At 59.1% G+C, this 18523-nt stretch carries 18 protein-coding genes; 11 read left to right on the forward strand and 7 right to left on the reverse strand.

Going from position 1 to position 18523, the window contains the following annotated elements; all coding sequences use genetic code 11:
* Positions 1 to 166: 166 nt before the first annotated feature.
* The 5 genes from ACSQ2W_RS26775 to ACSQ2W_RS26795 all read right to left on the reverse strand — a co-directional run bounded on the left by ACSQ2W_RS26775 (position 167) and on the right by ACSQ2W_RS26795 (position 5305).
* On the reverse strand, positions 167 to 952 hold the full coding sequence (locus ACSQ2W_RS26775) for an SDR family oxidoreductase (protein WP_436089194.1): 786 nt from the start codon (positions 950 to 952) through the stop codon (positions 167 to 169).
* Between the two features lie 51 nt (positions 953 to 1003).
* A complete protein-coding gene (locus ACSQ2W_RS26780) occupies positions 1004 to 1954 on the reverse strand; it encodes a sugar-binding transcriptional regulator (RefSeq protein ID WP_436089195.1) in 951 nt (316 codons plus the stop codon).
* Positions 1955 to 1976: 22 nt separating this feature from the next.
* A complete protein-coding gene (locus ACSQ2W_RS26785; protein ID WP_436089196.1) occupies positions 1977 to 3446 on the reverse strand; it encodes an FGGY family carbohydrate kinase in 1470 nt (489 codons plus the stop codon).
* Positions 3447 to 3527: 81 nt separating this feature from the next.
* Positions 3528 to 4496, reverse strand: a complete 969-nt coding sequence (locus tag ACSQ2W_RS26790; RefSeq protein WP_436089197.1) for a transketolase family protein — start codon at positions 4494 to 4496, stop codon at positions 3528 to 3530.
* Entirely contained in the window at positions 4496 to 5305 is an 810-nt protein-coding gene (locus ACSQ2W_RS26795; RefSeq protein ID WP_436089198.1) for a transketolase, read from the reverse strand. The genes ACSQ2W_RS26790 and ACSQ2W_RS26795 overlap by 1 nt, the downstream gene beginning before the upstream one ends.
* A 206-nt stretch (positions 5306 to 5511) precedes the next feature.
* Between ACSQ2W_RS26795 and ACSQ2W_RS26800 the strand changes: the two genes are divergently transcribed.
* The 5 genes from ACSQ2W_RS26800 (at position 5512) to tpiA (ending at position 10615) form a co-directional block, all read left to right on the forward strand.
* Positions 5512 to 6486 (forward strand): ABC transporter permease, encoded by a 975-nt coding sequence (locus ACSQ2W_RS26800; RefSeq protein ID WP_436089199.1) that lies wholly within the window; start codon positions 5512 to 5514, stop codon positions 6484 to 6486.
* Positions 6487 to 6607: 121 nt separating this feature from the next.
* Positions 6608 to 7540: a substrate-binding domain-containing protein gene (locus ACSQ2W_RS26805; RefSeq protein WP_436089200.1), complete on the forward strand. Its 933-nt coding sequence runs from the start codon at positions 6608 to 6610 to the stop codon at positions 7538 to 7540.
* Positions 7541 to 7577: 37 nt separating this feature from the next.
* Complete coding sequence (locus tag ACSQ2W_RS26810) at positions 7578 to 9059, forward strand: sugar ABC transporter ATP-binding protein (RefSeq protein ID WP_436089214.1); 1482 nt, start codon at positions 7578 to 7580, stop codon at positions 9057 to 9059.
* 18 nt (positions 9060 to 9077) lie between these two features.
* Entirely contained in the window at positions 9078 to 9866 is a 789-nt protein-coding gene (locus tag ACSQ2W_RS26815; RefSeq protein ID WP_436089201.1) for an SDR family oxidoreductase, read from the forward strand.
* A gap of 38 nt (positions 9867 to 9904) precedes the next feature.
* On the forward strand, positions 9905 to 10615 hold the full coding sequence (gene tpiA / locus ACSQ2W_RS26820; RefSeq protein WP_436089215.1) for a triose-phosphate isomerase: 711 nt from the start codon (positions 9905 to 9907) through the stop codon (positions 10613 to 10615).
* 34 nt (positions 10616 to 10649) lie between these two features.
* Here tpiA and ACSQ2W_RS26825 read toward each other — a convergent pair whose 3' ends face one another.
* Positions 10650 to 11636 carry a LacI family DNA-binding transcriptional regulator gene (locus ACSQ2W_RS26825; RefSeq protein ID WP_436089202.1) on the reverse strand — a complete coding sequence of 329 codons (987 nt, stop codon included), beginning with the start codon at positions 11634 to 11636 and terminating at the stop codon, positions 10650 to 10652.
* A gap of 507 nt (positions 11637 to 12143) precedes the next feature.
* On the opposite strand from ACSQ2W_RS26825, the gene iolG reads away from it, so the two are divergent.
* The 6 genes from iolG (at position 12144) to ACSQ2W_RS26855 (ending at position 18141) form a co-directional block, all read left to right on the forward strand.
* Complete coding sequence (iolG, locus tag ACSQ2W_RS26830; protein ID WP_436089203.1) at positions 12144 to 13136, forward strand: inositol 2-dehydrogenase; 993 nt, start codon at positions 12144 to 12146, stop codon at positions 13134 to 13136.
* Positions 13137 to 13167: 31 nt separating this feature from the next.
* Positions 13168 to 14130 (forward strand): Gfo/Idh/MocA family protein, encoded by a 963-nt coding sequence (locus ACSQ2W_RS26835; protein ID WP_436089204.1) that lies wholly within the window; start codon positions 13168 to 13170, stop codon positions 14128 to 14130.
* A 461-nt stretch (positions 14131 to 14591) separates the two neighbouring features.
* Positions 14592 to 15473: a LysR family transcriptional regulator gene (locus ACSQ2W_RS26840; protein ID WP_436089205.1), complete on the forward strand. Its 882-nt coding sequence runs from the start codon at positions 14592 to 14594 to the stop codon at positions 15471 to 15473.
* Positions 15474 to 15577: 104 nt separating this feature from the next.
* Positions 15578 to 16582, forward strand: coding sequence for a threonine ammonia-lyase (locus ACSQ2W_RS26845; protein ID WP_436089206.1), 1005 nt, complete (start codon positions 15578 to 15580; stop codon positions 16580 to 16582).
* Positions 16583 to 16597: 15 nt separating this feature from the next.
* Positions 16598 to 17665: a DUF4392 domain-containing protein gene (locus ACSQ2W_RS26850; RefSeq protein ID WP_436089207.1), complete on the forward strand. Its 1068-nt coding sequence runs from the start codon at positions 16598 to 16600 to the stop codon at positions 17663 to 17665.
* Positions 17666 to 17673: 8 nt separating this feature from the next.
* Positions 17674 to 18141, forward strand: a complete 468-nt coding sequence (locus ACSQ2W_RS26855) for a RidA family protein (protein WP_436089208.1) — start codon at positions 17674 to 17676, stop codon at positions 18139 to 18141.
* 88 nt (positions 18142 to 18229) lie between these two features.
* Here ACSQ2W_RS26855 and ACSQ2W_RS26860 read toward each other — a convergent pair.
* Positions 18230 to 18523: hypothetical protein (locus tag ACSQ2W_RS26860; RefSeq protein WP_436089209.1), on the reverse strand; the 294-nt coding region annotated here is incomplete at its 5' end.

Consider the following 18523-nt stretch of genomic DNA (forward strand, 5'->3'; position numbering starts at 1 on the left):
TCCCAGGTACGATGCGCCACGAAGCTCGCTCTCTGATAGCCCACCGCCGATTCGTCCATGCTCACGGCCTGACGGACCAAACACGATGATCGCACCCGTCAGAAACGCACTCTCGCGTTCCGACGCAGGGTCGGATTTGTGGCGGGAAGATATTTCGGATCGATCCTCAGGACATGATCAATCCACCGTCCACGTTGATCGTCTGTCCGGTGATGTAAGCCGCGTCTTCCGAAGCCAGGAAGGCAACGAGCGCTCCGACGTCGGCAGGTGTGCCCGCACGACCCATCGGGATGCCGCGGACCCATTCCGCCATCAGTTCGCCCGGACCATACTCACCGAGCATTTGGCCCCAGACACGATCGTTGTAGTCCCACATCTCGGTGTGGATGATGCCGGGGCAAATCGCGTTGGCTGTGATGCCTTCGCGGGCCAGTTCCTTGGCAAGGCTCTGCGTCAATCCGATCACACCGAATTTCGAGGCCGCGTAGTGCGGCGTGTAGATGAATCCCTGGCGAGCCTGCCCGGAGGCTATGTTAACGAGACGGCCCTTGGTGCCGCTGGAACGGAAACGGCGAATAGCCTCCTGGCAGCAGAAGAACACCCCTTTGGTGTTGACGTCCAGATTCAGGTCCCATTCGCGCTCGGTAAGGTTTTCGACTTTGGCGATGGTGATGACGCCCGCATTCTGCACCGAAACGGAGATGGCGCCCAGCCTCTTCTCGGCCTCCTCATAGGCGTCCTTCACAGCCTTGCTATCGGTCACATCAATCGCGAAACCGATCACTTCTGCGCCGGTCTCCTGCGCAAGCATTTCGGCCGCTTCGGATGTGTCGTTCTCAATCGCGGCGATGGCCACTTTCGCCCCCTCTTCGGCAAGGCGCTTGGCAATGCCGCGGCCGATGCCCTTGTTGCCCCCCGTGACGAAAACCGTCTGGCTTGCAAAGCGTTTCATGGTCATTCCTCCATAATGCGCAGCAGGCCAAAGGTCCGATCTTTGACGAGATCAGGCCGTCAGTCTCGCTGCAGTGAACTTGTCGGTGACAAACACATCGATAACGCCCAGTTTCAGGGCGCCAGCGATGGCCTGGGTTTTCGATTCTCCGCCCGCCAATGCCATGACGCGGTCGGCTTTCTTCAGATCTTCCAGCGAGATGCCGATCACGCGGTCATTCAACGGGGTTTCAACCGGCTTTCCATCCTTGTCGTAAAACCGGTAGGAGATTTCTCCTACTGCGCCCGACTCGTTCAGCATCGCCATCTCCTGACGAGAGAAGACATTGCCAGAGCGGGCGAGAAGCTCGGACGGTTCCACTGCCCCGATGCCGATGATTGCAAGGCTGAGGCGGCCGAACAGATCCATCGTTCCGCGCACGACCGGATCGGCCAGCATAACGAGTTTTGCTTCGCGCGATGATGTTATCCCCTGAACCAAAAGCAGTCGCGGTTCGCCGCCCGTGAGTTTGGCCAGACGGGCCGTTAGCTGCGTGGCGTGCGTCTGGACCGACGCGTCTCCCATTCCGCCCAGGATCTGCACGATGTATTTGGCCTTGGCGGTCTTCAAGGGGTGGATGTTGTCCACCATGCGCAGGATGGTCTGGCTCCAGCTTGAAACGCCGATGATTTCATCTTCCTGAAGCGTCACCTCGAGGAAATGTGCCGCCGCTTCCCCAATGCGGGCCATGATCGCACCATCCCGGTCCTCGGAACAGTCGATGACGATGGCCTCGGTCAGCCCGTAACGGTTGCGCAGCGCGGTTTCAAGGTCGGCAAAGGTTCCCGGCGGTGGAATGACCGTGGTACGCACGATGTCTTCCTGCTCGGCCCGCTTGAGCATGCGCGAAACAGTGGCCTGCGACATGCGCATGATTTCGGCGATCTCCGCCTGCCGCTTGCCTTCGACATGATACATCTGCGCAATTCGGGCAATCAGTCGCAGCTCATTGAGCCGTCCCATGGGATCCTCCACACGTGAATTTTTATTCACTCATAGTTGAAGGAACCGAGAGGGTCGAGCGGTAGATTGCATCCTGCCAGATCACGAGCCGCTCCGCCGCATCGGACGCACGCGGTAACAACGGATTGCCGGCCCGTGGCAAGGTTGCGATGGCTGCAAGATCGGGCCAGACGCCCAACGAAAGGCCAGCCAGATAGGCGGCTCCAAGGGCGGAAGCCTCGGGTGCGTCGCACTGGATTATGACATGATTGAGTGTGTCGGCCACGCACTGCATCAGAAAGATATTCTTGCTCGGACCGCCATCGGCGTAGAGGCGGCCAAGCGGCGTCGGCGATTGCGCCGACATCGCCTTGAAGACGTCATGAACCTGGAAGGCCATCGAATCCGTCACCGCACGGGCCATCTGGGCGCGCGTCGTGTTGAAAGTGATGCCCGAGAACAATGCGCGCGCATCGGCCCGCCAACACGGCGCTCCCAGGCCGACGAAGGCCGGCACGAAGCCCGGTCCGCCAGCTTCGGCCGTCGCGGCCAGATCGATCAGCGCCTGTACATCAGGCAGGCCAAGCATCTCCACCATCCACGGCAGGGCGGCAGCCGAAACGAGGATATTGCCTTCGAAGGCATAGGTCGGCTGGCTGTTGAGCGACCAGGCAATCGTCGTTGTGAGGCCATGCTTGGGCGCAATGAAGCGGGGCAGCGTCGTCATGATCGATGAGCCGGTGCCGAATGTCACCTTGCCGTCGCCGGCTTCGAAAGCGCCATGCCCGAAGAGCGCGGCATGGCTGTCGCCGATGGCCGACGCGATAGGGATGCCGTCTCGAAGTCCCGGCACATTTCTGGTCTCGCCAAAGCGCGACGCGCTGTCGCGCACCTCGGGCAGGGCCGATTTCGGCACGCCGAACAGGTCGCAAAGCTCGTCGCTCCAGACCTGGCGGTTCAAGTCGTAAAGCTGGCTGCGGGCGGCATTGGCTGTATCGCAGACATGGACCGCGCCATCCGTCAAACAGTGGATCAGCCAGGAGTCGATCGTGCCGAGGCGGACCACGTGGCCTGCAGGCACGCGGTCGAGCAGCCATTTCATCTTCGGGCCGGGGAACATCGGGTCGATGGGAAGGCCGGTAAGTGCTTGCACACGCGGCGCATGGCCCGCTGAGATCAGTTCGGCGCAGGCGGGTGCGCTGCGCCGGCACTGCCAGCTGACAACCGGGCCGAGCGGCTTGCCGGTGGCGGCATCCCATACGGTGACGGACTCGCGCTGGTTGGAGATCGCAATGCCGACTACATCTACCGCAGGTCCGGCCTGCAAGCAGGCGGCGATTGCCTCCTGCACCGACTCCCAGATGCGAAGCGGGCTCTGTTCGACCCAGCCAGGCTGCGGATGCTCGATGCCGACCGGAGACGAACCGCGCGACAGGATTTCCCCGGTTGTCGAAACGAGCACCGCTTTGGAATTTGTGGTGCCCTGGTCAATGGCGAGAATGACAGTCGTCATGGCGGCTCCAGCGGGCGGGAATTGGGGGCGCGGCGTCAGGGAGGATCTGCCGCGCCCGGCACGTCATCTAACCCCGCGCAATCATGCGCGTGAAGACTTCCGTGCGATCAATGCGACAGCCGCCTCGGCTATGGCGGCGGGGGACATGCCGAATTCGTCCAGGAGGAATTCGGCCGATCCGGTGTGGGCAAAGACGCCGGGAACACCCAGGATCTTCATTGGTACGGGGGCTTCCGCTACCACGACCTCTGCAATCGCCGAGCCGAGGCCGCCGAAGGTTGAATGCTCTTCCGCCGTCAGGATGGCACCGGTTTCGCGAGCCGCGGCCACAACCGCGTCAACGTCGATCGGGCGGACCGTCGCCATGTTCAGCACCCGCGCCTCGATGCCTTGCCCCGAGAGCAGCTCGGCTGCCTTCAGCATGCGGTGGGTGAGCGTGCCGTTGGCGATCAGGGTTATCGCGTCGCCATCACGAAGCAGATTGGCCTTGCCCAGCTCGAATGTGTGGCCGGCGGGCAGCAGGTCCGGCACGCCCACGCGCGACAGGCGCAGGAAGACGGGCCCCTCATAAGCGGCCGCCCATTCGACAGCCGCGGCGGTTTCGATCGAATCGCAGGGCGCGATCACGGGCAAGTTCGGCAGCACGCGCAGCCAGGCAAAGTCCTCGACGGAATGATGGGTGGGCCCAAGCTCGCCATAGGCCATGCCGGACGAGATGCCGACGAGTTTCACGTTGGCATTGGAATAGGCGATATCGGCCTTGATCTGCTCCAGCGACCGGCCGGTGAGGAAGCAGGCGGCGGCGCAGACGAAGGGCAGGAGCCCGCCATTTGCGAGGCCCGCGCCGACGCCCACCATATTCTGTTCGGCAATGCCGACATTGACCAGCCGTTCCGGCCATTTGGCTTTGAACCCGCCCAGTTTGGACGAGCCGACCGAGTCATTGCAGACCGCGACGATTTTGGAATTGTCGGCGCCAAGGCGTTCCAGAACGGAGACAAAGGCGTCGCGGCAATCGTGCAGCTTGGGAGATGGTGTCACGGCGTTCATCACAGGGTCTCCGAAAGTTCAGCCTGGGCTATCTCGTATTGTTCGGCATTCGGCACCTTGTGGTGCCAGTCGACCTTGTCCTGCATGAACGAAATGCCGTGGCCCTTGTTGGTATGGGCGACGACGCAATGCGGACGGTTGCTGCGCCGCTCCAGGGCCGGAACGATCTCAACCATGTCATTGCCGTTGATCTCGGTCACGTCCCAACCAAAGGCTTCGAGCTTGGCGGGGAAGGGCGCCATGTTGTTGGTATCCTTCAGCGCGGCGCCCTGCTGGAACCGGTTGTGATCGATGATCAGCGTCAGGTTGTCGAGCCCGAACTGTGCCGCGGACGAAATGGCCTCCCAGTTCGACCCCTCCTGCATTTCGCCGTCACCAGTGATGACATAGGTGTGGTAGCCGGCGCCGGTCAGCTTGGCGGCTTTGGCCATTCCGACCGCGACGGGCAGGCCGTGGCCAAGGGGCCCGGTATTGGTCTCGACGCCCGGAACCTTGTTGCAGTTCGGGTGTCCATTCAGTCGTGAATGCGGCTTCAGAAACGTGCTGATCTCTTCCTCGGGGATGAATCCGCGCTTGGCCAGCGTTACGTAGAGCGCCAGGGCAACATGGCCTTTCGAGAGTACGAAACGGTCGCGCTCCGGATGTTTCGGCTGGTCCGGCCAGATGCGCAGCACGCGAAAATACAGTGCCGTCAGAATGTCGATGGCCGACATTTCCCCGCCGATATGGCCGGCGCCAGCTTCAAAAACCGCTTGCAGATCGCGAAGGCGGATCTGGCGAGCGATACGGTCGAGATCGTTCGGTTGCATGAAACCCTCTTAGTGAATAAATATACACTTCGACATATATTTGCACGAATGTTGAGTGAGTCAAGAGGAAATAGGGGTATAGGCACTAAAAAATTCGGCGACGCAGCCTTGACACCCATTCGCCGGATGCGCTATGAATTTCCACACTGGCTTGAATATTTATGCGGTCGATGAACGCAGGCTGCAAACGATCGGGAGGAGCGCTCATGGTGGCGGATGTGAAAGCAAGACAGGGGTTCGCAGCCGGCATGCTGCCGTCTCTGCGCGGAGCTACGGGGCCGCTGATCGGCCTCATCGTCCTTTGCCTCTTTCTCACCTTTGCGACGGACAAGTTCCTGTCGATCCGGAACTTCCTGAACGTGCTCGATCAGATCACTGTGCTCGGCGTCATGGCTGTCGGCATGACACTCGTCATCCTGATCGGCGGCATCGACCTTGCGGTTGGATCGGTCATGGCTCTTGCGATGATGGTTTTGGGCTACTTGAACGTCGTTGCCGGCGTGCCGATGGGCCTTGCTATTCCGCTGGCGCTCGCCGCCGCCGCGCTCAACGGTCTTATCGCCGGCCTTCTCATAACGCGCTTCAACGTCCCGGCTTTCATCGCCACGCTGGCCATGATGTCGATCACCCGCGGCCTCGCGAACATGATCACGGATGGCCAGCAGATCATCGGCTTTCCGGCCTGGTTCAACATGATGGCGATCGTGCGCTTCAGCGGCTTCCTGACGCTGACCGTCGCCGTGATGGTGGTCGTCTTCATCGTCGGACTTCTCTACCAGCGCTACCGCCATGGCGGGCGCGTGCTCTACGCCATCGGTGGCAACGCGGAGGTGGCGCGGCTTGCCGGCATCAACGTCCAGCGGGCGACCGTGCTCGTCTATATCGTCTGCAGTTTTCTCGCCGGCTTAGCTGGCATGGTGCTAGCGGCACGTCTCGACTCGGTCCAGCCGTCCTCGGGCGTCTCCTATGAACTCGACGCCATCGCGGCGGTCGTCATCGGCGGCACTTCGCTATCGGGCGGAACGGGCGGTATCGGCGGCACCATAATCGGTGTGCTGATCATCGGCGTGCTGCGCAATGGCCTCAACCTGCTCAGCGTGTCCCCGTTCATGCAGCAGGTCATCATTGGCGCCGTCATCGTGCTTGCCGTCACGGCCGAGACCTACCGCAAGCGCAAGTAACGACTTTCACCCCGCCGCCAAGGCGGGGCGCTGAAAACGGTTCGCAATGGTGTGGGCCGGCAAAAGGGAGGTGGTTTCCTGCGAGGTCAGGGCGCCACCGGGAAACTCGGAGGAGAAAATCATGAAACTGTCCAAACTGCTGATGGCGGCAACCGCTGCATCCGTCCTTGCGCTTCCGGCATCCGCTGCCGAGGTCAAGAAGATCGGCCTTGCTGTTCCGAACCTTCAGGCGGACTTCTTCAACCAGATCAAGCTCGGCGTCGAAAAGCACGCTAAGGAAAAGGGCATTGAAGTGGTTGTCGTCGATGCGAAGAACGACACCAACACCCAGGTCAGCCAGGTGCAGGACCTGATGACGCAGGACATCAACGCGTTCATCTATATCCCGGCCGGCGCGGCCGCCGCCGCCGTGCCGACCCGCCTTGCTCGCGAAGCGGGCATTCCGGTGATCAACGTCGACCGCGTCCCGGAAGGCGCGCCGGGCGACACCTTCATCGCCGGCGAGAGCGTGGAATCCGCCTACGAGGTGTGCAAATACATCATCGAAAAGGCTGGCGGCTCGGGCAAGATGGCGATCATCCACGGCCAGAAGGGCACAACACCGGAAGTGGACCGCTTTACCGGCTGCAAGCGCGCCATCGACGAGGCCAAGGGCGTCGAACTGGTCGACCAGCAGTGGAGCAACATGTGGTCCGCGGACGAGGGTTTCTCGATCGCGCAGAACATGCTGCAGGCGAACCCCGATATCACGATCATCTTCGGGCAGGCTGACGGTCTGGCGATGGGTGCGGCCAAGGCGATGGACGTGGCCAACCTCTCCGACAAGGTCATTATCGGCGGTTATGACGGTGACGTTTCGGCCCTTGAATACCTCGCCAAGTGCAAGGGGCCATTCATTGCCACCGCGACACAAAGCACGCAGAAGATGGGCGTCCTTGCCGTTGAATCCGCGCTCGCCGTGGCCGCGGGCCAAAAGGTCGAAGAGCGCCAGACCCCGAATGCCGTGCTGACGACCTGCGAAAACGCGCCGGAATTCGTGAAGAGCCATCCGTAATCCGGCTTGAACCCCGAAAGGCAGCAGCGCCATGACGATCCGCTCTCCCATCCTGTCGCTCCGTGGAATCCAGAAGTCCTACGGTCCGATCAAGGTTCTCCACGGTGTCGATCTTGACATCCATCCGGGAGAGGTCGTGGCGCTGCTCGGCGAAAACGGTGCCGGAAAATCGACCCTGTCGAACATCATTTCCGGCACCGTGCAACCCTCCGCCGGAGAGATGACCTGGTTTGAAAAAACCTATGCTCCCGCCAATCCGCGCGCCGCGATGGACGAGGGCGTGGGCATGATCCACCAGGAACTGAAACTGCTTCCGAAGCTCTCGATTGCAGAGAATGTTTTTGTAGGCCGCTATCCGATGAAGTCCGGACGGATTGACCGGAAGTCAATGGAAGAGCGGGCGCGGCGCGGCTTGCACCGCCTGGGTCTTGATATCTCGCCCGAACGCGTCGTCGAAGGGCTCTCGACCGGAAAGCAGCAGCTGATCGAGATCGCCAAGGCCCTGACCCTCGACGCGCGCCTGCTGATCCTTGATGAGCCCACCGCCGCTTTGGGCGGCGAAGAAACCCAGCTGCTCTTCCAACAGATCAAACGTCTGAAGTCGGAAGGGGTGGGCATTATCTATATTTCGCACCGTCTTGAGGAAATCCGGCAGATCGCCGACCGCGTCGTCGTCATGCGCGACGGCGCCAAGGTCCAGGAATTCGACAGCGGCAACGTGCCAATCCGCACCATCGTCGAGGCCATGGTCGGGCGTTCGCTCGAACGCATGTTCCCGACCCTTCCGACGCCGACGGAGGAGGTGACACTTGAGGTGCGCAACCTTTCTTCGCCGTCCAGGGCGTTCCGCGACATCAATTTTTCCGTCCGCAAGGGCGAAGTCTTCGGCATTGCTGGCCTCATGGGCGCCGGCCGCACCGAACTTGTTCGTGCCATCACCGGCGCCGATCCCATCTCCGCCGGTGACGTGCTTCTGCATGGAAAAGCGGTGACACCCCGCTCTCCCATCGACGCAATCCGCCATGGCATTGTTCTCGTGCCGGAGGATCGCAAGCTACAGGGCGTGGTGCTCGAGCATTCGATTGCGGAAAACATCGGCTATGCCAATCTCGGCGAGATCGCCCGCAACGGCTGGCTCTCCTCGCGCCGCATCCGTGAGTTCGCCGAAGACTATATCAGACGGTTTGGCGTGAAAGGCCGCGGCGGGCAGAATGCCGGCGAGCTTTCCGGCGGCAACCAGCAGAAGGTAGTACTGGCCAAATGGCTGGCGCGCAAGCCGCAGGTCGTAGTGCTGGACGAACCGACGCGCGGTATCGACGTGGGCGCGCGGTCTTCGATCTACGATCTCATCATGAATCTCGCCCGTGAGGGCGTCGCGGTGATCGTGGTTAGTTCGGATCTCGAGGAGGTTCTCGGGGTCTCCAGCCGCATCATGGTCATGGCACAGGGCAAACAGGCCGGCATTCTCGACCGCAAGGACGCGACCGACGTCTCGGTCATGGAACTGGCGACCATCTGAACGAGGAATATTCCGATCATGACTGATATCACTCTCAATGCGCCGAAAATGTTCGATCTTTCCTGGAACGTCGCACTTGTCACAGGCGCGGGCAGCGGCATTGGCCAGCGGATCGCCATGGGTCTGGCGCAATGTGGGGCAGACGTTGCGCTGCTCGATCGCCGCACCGACGACGGGTTGGCGAGGACTGCCGAGTTCATTGCTGGAACCGGACGCCGCAGCATCCAGATCGCCGCCGATGTGACGAGCGGTGCGGCGCTGAACGAGGCGGTCGCCCGCACCGAGGCCGAACTGGGCCCGCTCACCCTTGCCGTCAACGCGGCCGGCATCGCGAATGCCAATCCGGCCGAGGATATGGAGGAAATCCAGTTCGAGACGATGATGGACATCAACCTGAAGGGCGTTTTCCTGTCCTGCCAGGCGGAAGCCCGCGCCATGCTGAAGAACGGGCGTGGGTCGATCATCAACATTGCCTCGATGTCGGGCGTGATCGTCAACCGTGGCCTGAGCCAATGCCACTACAACGCCTCCAAGGCCGGCGTGATCCACATGTCGAAGTCGATGGCGATGGAATGGGTGGGCCGCGGCATCCGCGTGAACACCATCAGCCCCGGCTACACGGCCACGCCGATGAACACGCGTCCTGAGATGGTGCATCAGACCCGGCTGTTCGAAGAGCAGACTCCGATGCAGCGCATGGCCACAGTGGACGAGATGGTCGGTCCTGCCGTTTTTCTCCTTTCGGATGCGGCAAGCTTCGTTACCGGTGTCGACCTTCTCGTCGACGGCGGTTTCTGCTGCTGGTGATCGCGATGCGCAGGAAGCTGGTCGCCGGAAACTGGAAAATGAATGGGCTTTCCTCCTCTCTGGAAGAGGTCCGGGCAATGAGAGCCGTAGCGGATCGCGTGACATGCAATGTTGTTGTCATCCCGCCTTACACGCTCATAGAACGGGCGAGCACCGCATCGAGCGGATCGAAGCTTTTGATTGGCGGGCAGGACTGCCATGCCCAAAAATCAGGAGCGTTCACCGGAGACATCTCGACAGAGATGCTGTTGGATGCCGGCGCCAGATACGTGATCCTGGGGCATTCGGAACGCAGGACGGAACATGGAGAGACGGACGCGACAGTATGCACGAAAGCAATAGCGGCGACGCAAGCCGGTCTCGTCGCGATCATCTGCGTCGGAGAGACCCAGCACGAACGGGATTCGAACGAAACGCTCAAGGTTATTGAGCGCCAGCTTGCGGGTTCCGTGCCGGACACCGCGACGTCTGCCAATACCGTCATTGCCTATGAGCCTGTCTGGGCGATCGGCACCGGGCGGGTTCCGACGGAAGCCCAGATTGGCGAAGCCCACCGTGCGATCCACGCCGCCCTGAAGAAGCGGTTTGGCGACAACGGCGGGGCGGTTCCTCTGCTCTATGGCGGCTCGGTGAAACCATCAAACGCAAGGTCGGTTTTCGCAATCGAGCATGTCGATGGCGCGCTTGTCGGCGGAGCCTCGCTCAAGGCCACCGATTTCGCGGCGATAGTGGAAGCCTTGGGCGCTTGACGAGGCGAAGAATTCGGATTGGATGCGCTACAGACTAGGCGGACTGCCTGATCTTGATCTTGAAGGGCAAGATAATGTTGCGTTCAGTCGTCTTTTCCTTCAGCGCGTTTTCAATCAACTTCGCAATGGCCGGCCCGTAATCAAAGGCTGGAACCGTGACAGTTGACAGCCACGGAGCCAGCCAATCATTCAGGCGGTTGTCGTCAAACCCCATCAAGATGACGTCCTTGGGAATTGCGAGACCGAGTTCCATTGCTGCGCGATGGACGCCGTAGGCGATCATATCGTTACCGCAAAATATAGAGAGCCGTTTCTTGTGCTTTAAAAGCAATTTAAGACCGTGCTCGTAACCAGCTTCCATGGTGTACGCGCCTTCCACCTTTTCGAGTGGCGCTCTGTCGCCGAGACCGGCTATAAACCCATCAAGCCGCTCGCTGCTTCCTGAATAGGTTTTTGGCCCGTGAATCGCCACGCAGTTCTGGTACCCACGCTCAGCGAAGTATTTCCCTACCGCGACGCCTGCCGCGAAATTATCGACGCCGACATAGGGAGCGTCAATTCCCTCAGCGGGGCGCCGGTTCACGAAAATTATGTTGTTTTGCCTGGCACACAATTCACGCAATCTAGGCGTATCTATCGCGCCTTGAAGGACGATGGCTCGCGCGCGGAGACCCTGCGCATCCGAAAGCAGCCGGTCCTGTTGCTCTGCATTTTCCGCCGCGTTTGCCAGAACCATGGAAAGACCGGACGACTTCAACGCCGTTTCCACCGATGCGGCGACGTCGGCGGTGAAATGATTCGAGGCGTCGGGAACGAGCATTACCACCACCCTGCTGCGGGCAAGGCGAAGTGATCGGCCGATTTCCGAAGGTGTATAGCCAAGGGTCTCCGCTGCTTTTTTTACACTTTCAAGTGTTCGAGGCGCGATCGCATCGGCTTTCCCGCTGAAATACCGCGACACGGTCGCCGTGGATACGCCCGACAGGCGCGCGACATCGTGAACAGTGGGCGGCTTGGTCATTGGGGAAAACTCGTCTTACAATTCAATTCTTGGACCTGTCCCTTTTGTAAAGCGGAAGTCTCGGAAAGCGACGACTGGTCACCATGAAGACACCCTTCATGGTCAATAAGACGTCGTCAAGTACTTTGTTCGCTCAGTGACATAAACGTCTGTCGTCATTGAAGGAGCCGCCCACTCGGGTCTCGTCCGCGTCGACTGCAGTGACCTAGAACTGTAGGTTGGTGAAGCTCGGCTTGCCGAAATCCCAAGAGTGATTCTGAATACTGACGTGTCAGCGCAACGGATGTCCTAATAGCATCCCAAAAGTCAGCATCCCCATTGCCATAGATCCACCGAGTTGCTCTCGAGGAATTTATTCGGTCTGAAATCGGGTCCGAAACGTACATGTAATCGTTGACATCGGCCAAATAACTTCGTTGTATACGTTAACATCTGACCTAGAGGGGACACAGGTTCCCCGGTTCGGATCGTTTATTGGGATAACGCTCGATCATGAAAGGAAACTCGATGATGCGCATAGGAATTTTGGGCTGCGGGAGAATCGGACAAGTCCACGCTCATTCGATCCAGCAAATTCCTGCAGCAAAGCTTGTTGCCGTCGCCGACGTTTCCGCAACCGCTGCTGAAGCGGCTGGGGGCCGGTTTGGCGTCGAGGTGCGCAATGCCTCAGACCTTATTGCCGCCAGGGACATCGATGCGGTCGTGATCGCGACGTCAACCGCCACTCATTTTGATATGATTCACGCAGCAGCGGCAGAAAGCAAAGCAATCTTTTGCGAAAAGCCGATCGACCTTTCGTCCGAGCGAGTCAGAACTTGCATCGAGGCGATCGAGAAGGCCGGAGTGCCGTTTATGACCGCCTTTAACCAGCGGTTCGATCCGCATTTCGCAGCCCTACAAAAGCGAGTCAAGGACGGCGACATAGGAGAAGTTGAAACGATCTCCATAACGTCCCGAGATCCTGCGCCTCCGCCAGTCAGCTATATCCAAGGTTCAGGGGGACTTTTCCGCGATATGATGATCCACGACCTCGATATGGCGCGTTTTGTTCTGGGAGAGGAACCCGCGCAAGTCTTTGCAGTCGGGTCCAACCTAGTTGACCTGGCTATCAGAGATGCTGGCGATGTGGACACAGCAGCAGTAATCCTTACGACGTCCACTGGTCGGATTTGTCAGATTACAAACTCTCGCAGAACGACCTACGGATATGACAAACGTCTTGAAGTACATGGATCAAAAGGCATGTTGCGTGTCTCGAATGTCCTGGAAAATCTCGTCGAGAGCGCGAGCAGCGCGGGCTTCGAAAAAGCACGTGCGCAGCCATTTTTTCTTGAACGGTTTGGGGCCGCCTATCTCGCCGAGATGGAGCATTTTGTGGAAGCGGTTTCGGCGGGTATTAAGCCCATTCCCGATGCGCAAGATGGCCTTCGCGCGCAATTGATCGCTGATGCCGCGACCCAATCCTGGCAAGAAGGTCGGCCCGTGTCGATCGCCCGCTAGCCCACCTCTATAACTCAAAGCAGGAACTCCAATGAAGGTTGCATTTATCGGGTTGGGTCGCGTGGCCGAACTTCACGTCGAAGCACTTCGCCAACTTGGCTCACACACATTTGTTGGAGGATGGAGCCGATCATCCAGCAAGGCGGATAGTTTTTGCCAGCAATTCGGCGGGACCGCCTATCCCACGGTTGAAGATTTGCTTGGGGATCAACATATCGACGCCGTACTTGTCGCGACGAGTACAGCCTCACACTTCGAGTACGCGAAGCGTTCGCTGATGGCGGGAAAGCATGTGCTTTTAGAAAAGCCGCTCTGCGAGGCAGCCTTGCAGATCAGGGAACTCGCAGAAATTGCCGCCGCGCAGAATCTAACCTGCATGCCCTCGCATAATTACGTCTATGCGGAGAGTATGAGGCGGTTGAACGCGCACATCAAAGCCGAGCGTCTTGGGCAGATTGTGAACTTTTGGGCGATCTATAACAAGCGGCACGACGCATCGATTGGAGAACCGGATCTAACGATGCGGGAGCTTATGGTGCACCATGCTTACTGCATGCTTTACTTCTTAGGCCGGCCTTCACATGTATATGCGACTGGCACCAATGTTCATTTCACGGACAAGAACGCCCACGACCAACTGATGATTACAGCAGAATATTCTGATGGAAAGATTGCCAATCTGTGGGGCAGCTTTTCCGCGGATGATCGAAGCCGCGAGCCTTGGTCATGTTACTTCAAGGTCATCGGCATGGAGGGTAGCGGTGTTGTGCCGTGGGACGTCACCAAATTTGGCGACGCGACCACCCCGTTCTGGGACGATGCGACCTACTGGGACAGCTTCCTGCAGGTACAGAGCTATTTTCTCGACGAATGTTTGACTAAGTCTCAGGCGCCGCTGTCGACACTTGAAGATGCATATGATGCTGCAGTGTTCCTAGACGCTGCACGTCGGTCTCTGGTGGAAAGACGCCGAATTGAAATCGACTATTCCTAGGGAGGCATGAAAGGGCTACGTCCGCAGTGGCAGACCTCTGGTGTCAGCGAAGCCACGGGGAAAGCTCCTTTCGGAAAAGCGGAGCGACAGCGAGAATCCGAATCGCTGCAGTCCGCGTTTGCGCCTGTTGCAATTCATAACTGGTTCTGGACCTGAAATTCGCGTCTAGCCAGGAATTGGGCGATGCTAAGTCGAAACTTTCAAGAGGAATAGTCAGGTAGGTATCCGCGAGTGGGGAAGCAGGTGTCGCGCTCGCCTGAGGCGCCCCTCAGCTTCAACAACTTGGCCATGATTGAATTGTAGAAGCGAGAGCCGGCAAACTGTTGGACTCGTGGGTAAGTGGCCTCTGATAAATGCCGAGACAGATTTTCAGCAAAGGAGCCAAGGCTTTCCGTTAGTGCTGCACGCGACTTGCTGTCGTGTGGCACTTTGAGCTCCCGCCGAGATTGCATGAGGAAGTGATGGTCAGTTTCAGAAGTCTTGAGGTCTTCTATTGGACGGCGCATCTGCGAAGTTTCTCGCGCGCCGCCGACCGGCTCAACACGACGCAGCCGACGATCTCGCAGCGTCTCCGCGCTATGGAAGAACTGATCGGTGAGCCGTTGTTAAACCGCGCGGCAAAACCAATCGCACTGACCTCTGCGGGACGTACGCTGTTTCGCCATGCAGAGCTACTTTTGCGGCAGGTTGCAGCAATGGAACGTGACCTCGATCTGAGCCGTCATATGGAAGGTACCATTCGTTTGGGTGTTTCCGAGACGATCGTACAAACCTGGCTCGCAACGTTTCTGGAACAGGTGGCCCGGCACTTCCCCAAACTCGACATCGATATGACCGTGGATGTCACGCCTTCGATGATGAATGCCCTACGCGACGGCGATATCGATATCGCGCTGATGCTCGGCCCTACGATCCTCGATGGTTTTACGTGTATCGAGCTGAAAGACTATCCGCTGAAATTCTATGCCGTTCCCGGTCTCGTCCCGGGCAACGCCATTTCGCTACGGTCGATGCCGAGCATCCCGATCATAACCTATCCGCGCAACACCTACCCTTATATCTATCTACGGGAGACGTTGTTCCGGCAAACGGGCCGCAACCCCAGGATATTCACAAACTCCTCGATCTCAACGATAGAGAGAATGGCGCTGGACGGCCTCGGTGTGGCGCTCGTCGCCGAAGGAACCCTGAGCGGCGAGAGCATGAAGAAACTGAAGACGGTCGATAGTGACATCGACCTGAAACCGTTGAGCTTCTACGCTTACTTCCAGGCAGGCGTGCAGCACGGCACGTTCGAACAGCTTGCCGAAATAGCAGCACAGGTCGCCGCCGGCGCGCCCTGAGGCTTCGTGACATTCAATTTTCTTATAGGAACTGATCGAATAATATAATTTCACTTGTAGGGGCTGCCGCGCTTCAATCTCCTTCACGAATAGGGGGATGCGAATTGGTCGACAACGCCACAAAAAGCCATTTCGAGCCGACGAAAGCCTTGATTGAGGAGGCAAGGCGGCGGATTGCGCCTTTTGCGATCCGCACGCCGATCATCGAAAGCGACACGCTTAACCGGCTAGTAGGTGCCCGGGTCTTCCTAAAGCCGGAAAACCTGCAGCGCTCCGGCTCTTTCAAGCTGCGCGGCGCCTTGAACCGGGCCCTGCAACTGGATGCGACAGCGCGTGAGGGCGGGATTGTCGCCTGGTCGTCCGGGAATCACGGTATCGCCATTTCCTATGTTGCGAAAGAACTGGGCATAAAGGCCACGGTATTGATGCCGCGGGAGGCTCCACGCACGAAAATTGACAGCGTGCGAAGGAGCGGGGCGATCGTGCAACTTTACGACAAAACTCGGGAAGTGCGCGAAGAGATCGGCGCAAGGATAGCTCAGGAAACCGGCGCCGTCATCGTTCCGCCTTATGACGATCCCTATGTCATGACTGGTCAGGCAACGCTTGGAGCCGAAATCTCCGATCAGGTTGCGGAAATAGGGTGCTGGCTGGATGCCGCCCTCTTTCCATGCTCAGGGGGCGGGCTGGTCGCTGGCGCCGCCTGCGGCGTCCGCAGCGCGATGCCAGGCACCGCGATCTACAGTGTGGAACCACAGCACTTTGACGGTATGGCCCTCTCACTTGCCGCCGGCGAACGCCGGACCGCCTTGTGTGACGGAACGTCGATTTGTGACGCGCTGCTCGTGCCGACCCCGGGAGAACTCACCTACCCCGTCTGCAGGGATCACCTCGCGGGTGGGGTGACTGTGTCGGACCCGGATGTCGTACGGGCCGTTCACTTTGCCTACCGCGAGCTGAAACTGGTCGTTGAACCTGGTGGTGCGGTCGCTCTTGCGGCGGTCCTCGCCGGTAAGGTCGACGTCAAAGGAAAGACCGTCGCCATCGTGTTGAGCGGCGGCAATGTCGACGCCGAAAAATTCGCCTCCTATCTGACCACTCAAGCTTGAACCCGGGAGCTGACAATGCTTGATCTGCAAAGTGTCAAAGGCCAGAATATTGCCCAGACAATCGAGAACTTCATGACGCTTGATCTCACGGGCGTTGGCCTCATAGGCAAGATCTACAACGCGCTGCAATCGCGTCAACCTGGGCCCGCTTGTATGAATGCCGCCAATCTTATCGTCGATATCATTCGCGAGTGCGGCGGTCCGATCGTGATCGCGACGGGGTTTCCGGAGGGAGGCGGTGTTCCCGAGACGGATGGACCCGTTGGCGCGGCCCTCCTGGCCCGCGCTCTATTCCTGGGGCTTGGTGTTGAGACCGTTATCGTTACCGATGAAGACTGGCTCGGCATGATGGAAGGTACATGTCGAGGGGCCGGACTTGCGCCGCTTCCATTCCCCAAAGATGGTCGGATCACGCCGGTCGATTTTGTCCGTCCGGTCTATATACGTAGCGTTCCGAAGGACGCAGCAGGATGCAGGGTTATCACGGACCAGCTTCTCGAGGTAACAAAGCCTTCGTTGGTAATTTCGATCGAGCGGCCCGGCCAAAACGACAAAGGCCTCTACCACGGGCTCGGCGGACGGCCGCTGGACAATCTTGTCGCAGATCTTGACCAGTTCTTCTTGAGCGCAAAAGAGCGCGAGATTCCGTTCATTGCCATTGGGGATGGGGGCAACGAGCTCGGCATGGGGCTGATCGGTGAAGATCTAAAAGCTTTTTCTCCCAAGGCCAAGGACAGCGGACACCCTGGTCGCGGCGGCGTTGCAGCTGCAACCGCAGCGGACCACCTCATCGTAGCGAACGTCTCGAACTGGGGAGCCACCGGGTTGATTGCAGCGCTTTCAGCGCTTTTGGAGAAGCCATCGATCTTTCACGGCGGCGCATTGGAGCGCAGATGCATAGAACAATGCGTCTCGTTCGGGGGTGTCGACGGCATGTTCATGGGACCGGAGCCGGCCGTCGACGGAATTTCTGCTCGGGAGTGGGAAGGGCTCGTCGAGGCGCTACGCAACACGCTTGATCGGCTGGCCGGGAGGGTCATCGGATGGAAAGGCGATAGCGGGGATTGGCGTCAGTTGAAGTGAGCAAAACGATGACAACGATCGATAGTCGCTTGACCAAGCTCGGCTTGAAAATCCCTCAGGTGAATGCTCCGCAGGGCAACTATCTGTCATATGTGCGCACCGGCACGTTAATATTCGTTGCCGGGCAGGGGCCGCGACAGGAGGGGAAACTTGTTTACAAAGGCGTCGTCGGGGGAGACTTGACCCTGGAAGACGGGCAGGATGCAGCCCGCCTTTGCGCGTTGAATATCTTGGGGCAGCTCCAACACGCTTGTGACGGAGATCTTGATCGTGTGGTGCGTATGGTTCGCCTCGCCGGTCTCGTTCGCTGCGCAGATACCTTTGAGGATCAGGCACGGGTGCTCAATGCGGCATCCGACCTTATCTGCCACGTGTTTGGCGAAAAGGGAAAACATGCCCGAATTGCATCAGGCACCAACGCTCTGCCGTCTGGAATGGCAGTTGAAATCGAAGCGGTCGCGGAACTCGCATCCTAGGTCGTGGAAACTCCTCGCCTGAACAGCTGCTACTGCAATACAAAGGTCGGCGCTGTGCAACACCGAAACCGCCTGAGCCCGATGGATTTCAGTCGGGCAGGCCTTGGGGACGCTGGTTGCCGTGATCTATACTCGTTGCAGCCGAATTGACGACCGACACAATCCTTTTGAACGCCAAGAGTTTTGCCTCAGCCTGCAGCGTTTGAGCCTCGCTCAGCAAGACCATTTCCTCGGCCATCCCAGCCCGAAAATGCGGGTTCGTCAGTGCAATTGCGAAGGCGATCGCGGCCGCGGCAAATGCAGTAAGCTGAATACGCTGCCTCTGATGAGGTGTGAGCATTGTTCCCTCCATTTTATAAGAGATTACGCTCGTTAAAACCGC

Origin of the sequence: Pararhizobium sp. LjRoot255 (assembly GCF_964252905.1) — a bacterium.
Classification (GTDB): Bacteria; Pseudomonadota; Alphaproteobacteria; order Rhizobiales; family Rhizobiaceae; genus Pararhizobium.

What these genes read in the sequence shown, in the direction of transcription:
- ACSQ2W_RS26785 (WP_436089196.1), bottom strand. Translation starts at nt 3,446, where the DNA reads ATGACGACTGTCATTCTCGCCATTGACCAGGGCACCACAAATTCCAAA.
- ACSQ2W_RS26850 (WP_436089207.1), top strand. Translation starts at nt 16,598, where the DNA reads ATGCTTGATCTGCAAAGTGTCAAAGGCCAGAATATTGCCCAGACAATC.
- ACSQ2W_RS26775 (WP_436089194.1), bottom strand. Translation starts at nt 952, where the DNA reads ATGAAACGCTTTGCAAGCCAGACGGTTTTCGTCACGGGGGGCAACAAG.
- ACSQ2W_RS26790 (WP_436089197.1), bottom strand. Translation starts at nt 4,496, where the DNA reads ATGAACGCCGTGACACCATCTCCCAAGCTGCACGATTGCCGCGACGCC.
- ACSQ2W_RS26835 (WP_436089204.1), top strand. Translation starts at nt 13,168, where the DNA reads ATGAAGGTTGCATTTATCGGGTTGGGTCGCGTGGCCGAACTTCACGTC.
- ACSQ2W_RS26840 (WP_436089205.1), top strand. Translation starts at nt 14,592, where the DNA reads ATGGTCAGTTTCAGAAGTCTTGAGGTCTTCTATTGGACGGCGCATCTG.
- iolG (WP_436089203.1), top strand. Translation starts at nt 12,144, where the DNA reads ATGATGCGCATAGGAATTTTGGGCTGCGGGAGAATCGGACAAGTCCAC.
- ACSQ2W_RS26825 (WP_436089202.1), bottom strand. Translation starts at nt 11,636, where the DNA reads ATGACCAAGCCGCCCACTGTTCACGATGTCGCGCGCCTGTCGGGCGTA.
- ACSQ2W_RS26800 (WP_436089199.1), top strand. Translation starts at nt 5,512, where the DNA reads ATGGTGGCGGATGTGAAAGCAAGACAGGGGTTCGCAGCCGGCATGCTG.
- ACSQ2W_RS26805 (WP_436089200.1), top strand. Translation starts at nt 6,608, where the DNA reads ATGAAACTGTCCAAACTGCTGATGGCGGCAACCGCTGCATCCGTCCTT.
- ACSQ2W_RS26780 (WP_436089195.1), bottom strand. Translation starts at nt 1,954, where the DNA reads ATGGGACGGCTCAATGAGCTGCGACTGATTGCCCGAATTGCGCAGATG.
- tpiA (WP_436089215.1), top strand. Translation starts at nt 9,905, where the DNA reads ATGAATGGGCTTTCCTCCTCTCTGGAAGAGGTCCGGGCAATGAGAGCC.
- ACSQ2W_RS26815 (WP_436089201.1), top strand. Translation starts at nt 9,078, where the DNA reads ATGACTGATATCACTCTCAATGCGCCGAAAATGTTCGATCTTTCCTGG.
- ACSQ2W_RS26855 (WP_436089208.1), top strand. Translation starts at nt 17,674, where the DNA reads ATGACAACGATCGATAGTCGCTTGACCAAGCTCGGCTTGAAAATCCCT.
- ACSQ2W_RS26795 (WP_436089198.1), bottom strand. Translation starts at nt 5,305, where the DNA reads ATGCAACCGAACGATCTCGACCGTATCGCTCGCCAGATCCGCCTTCGC.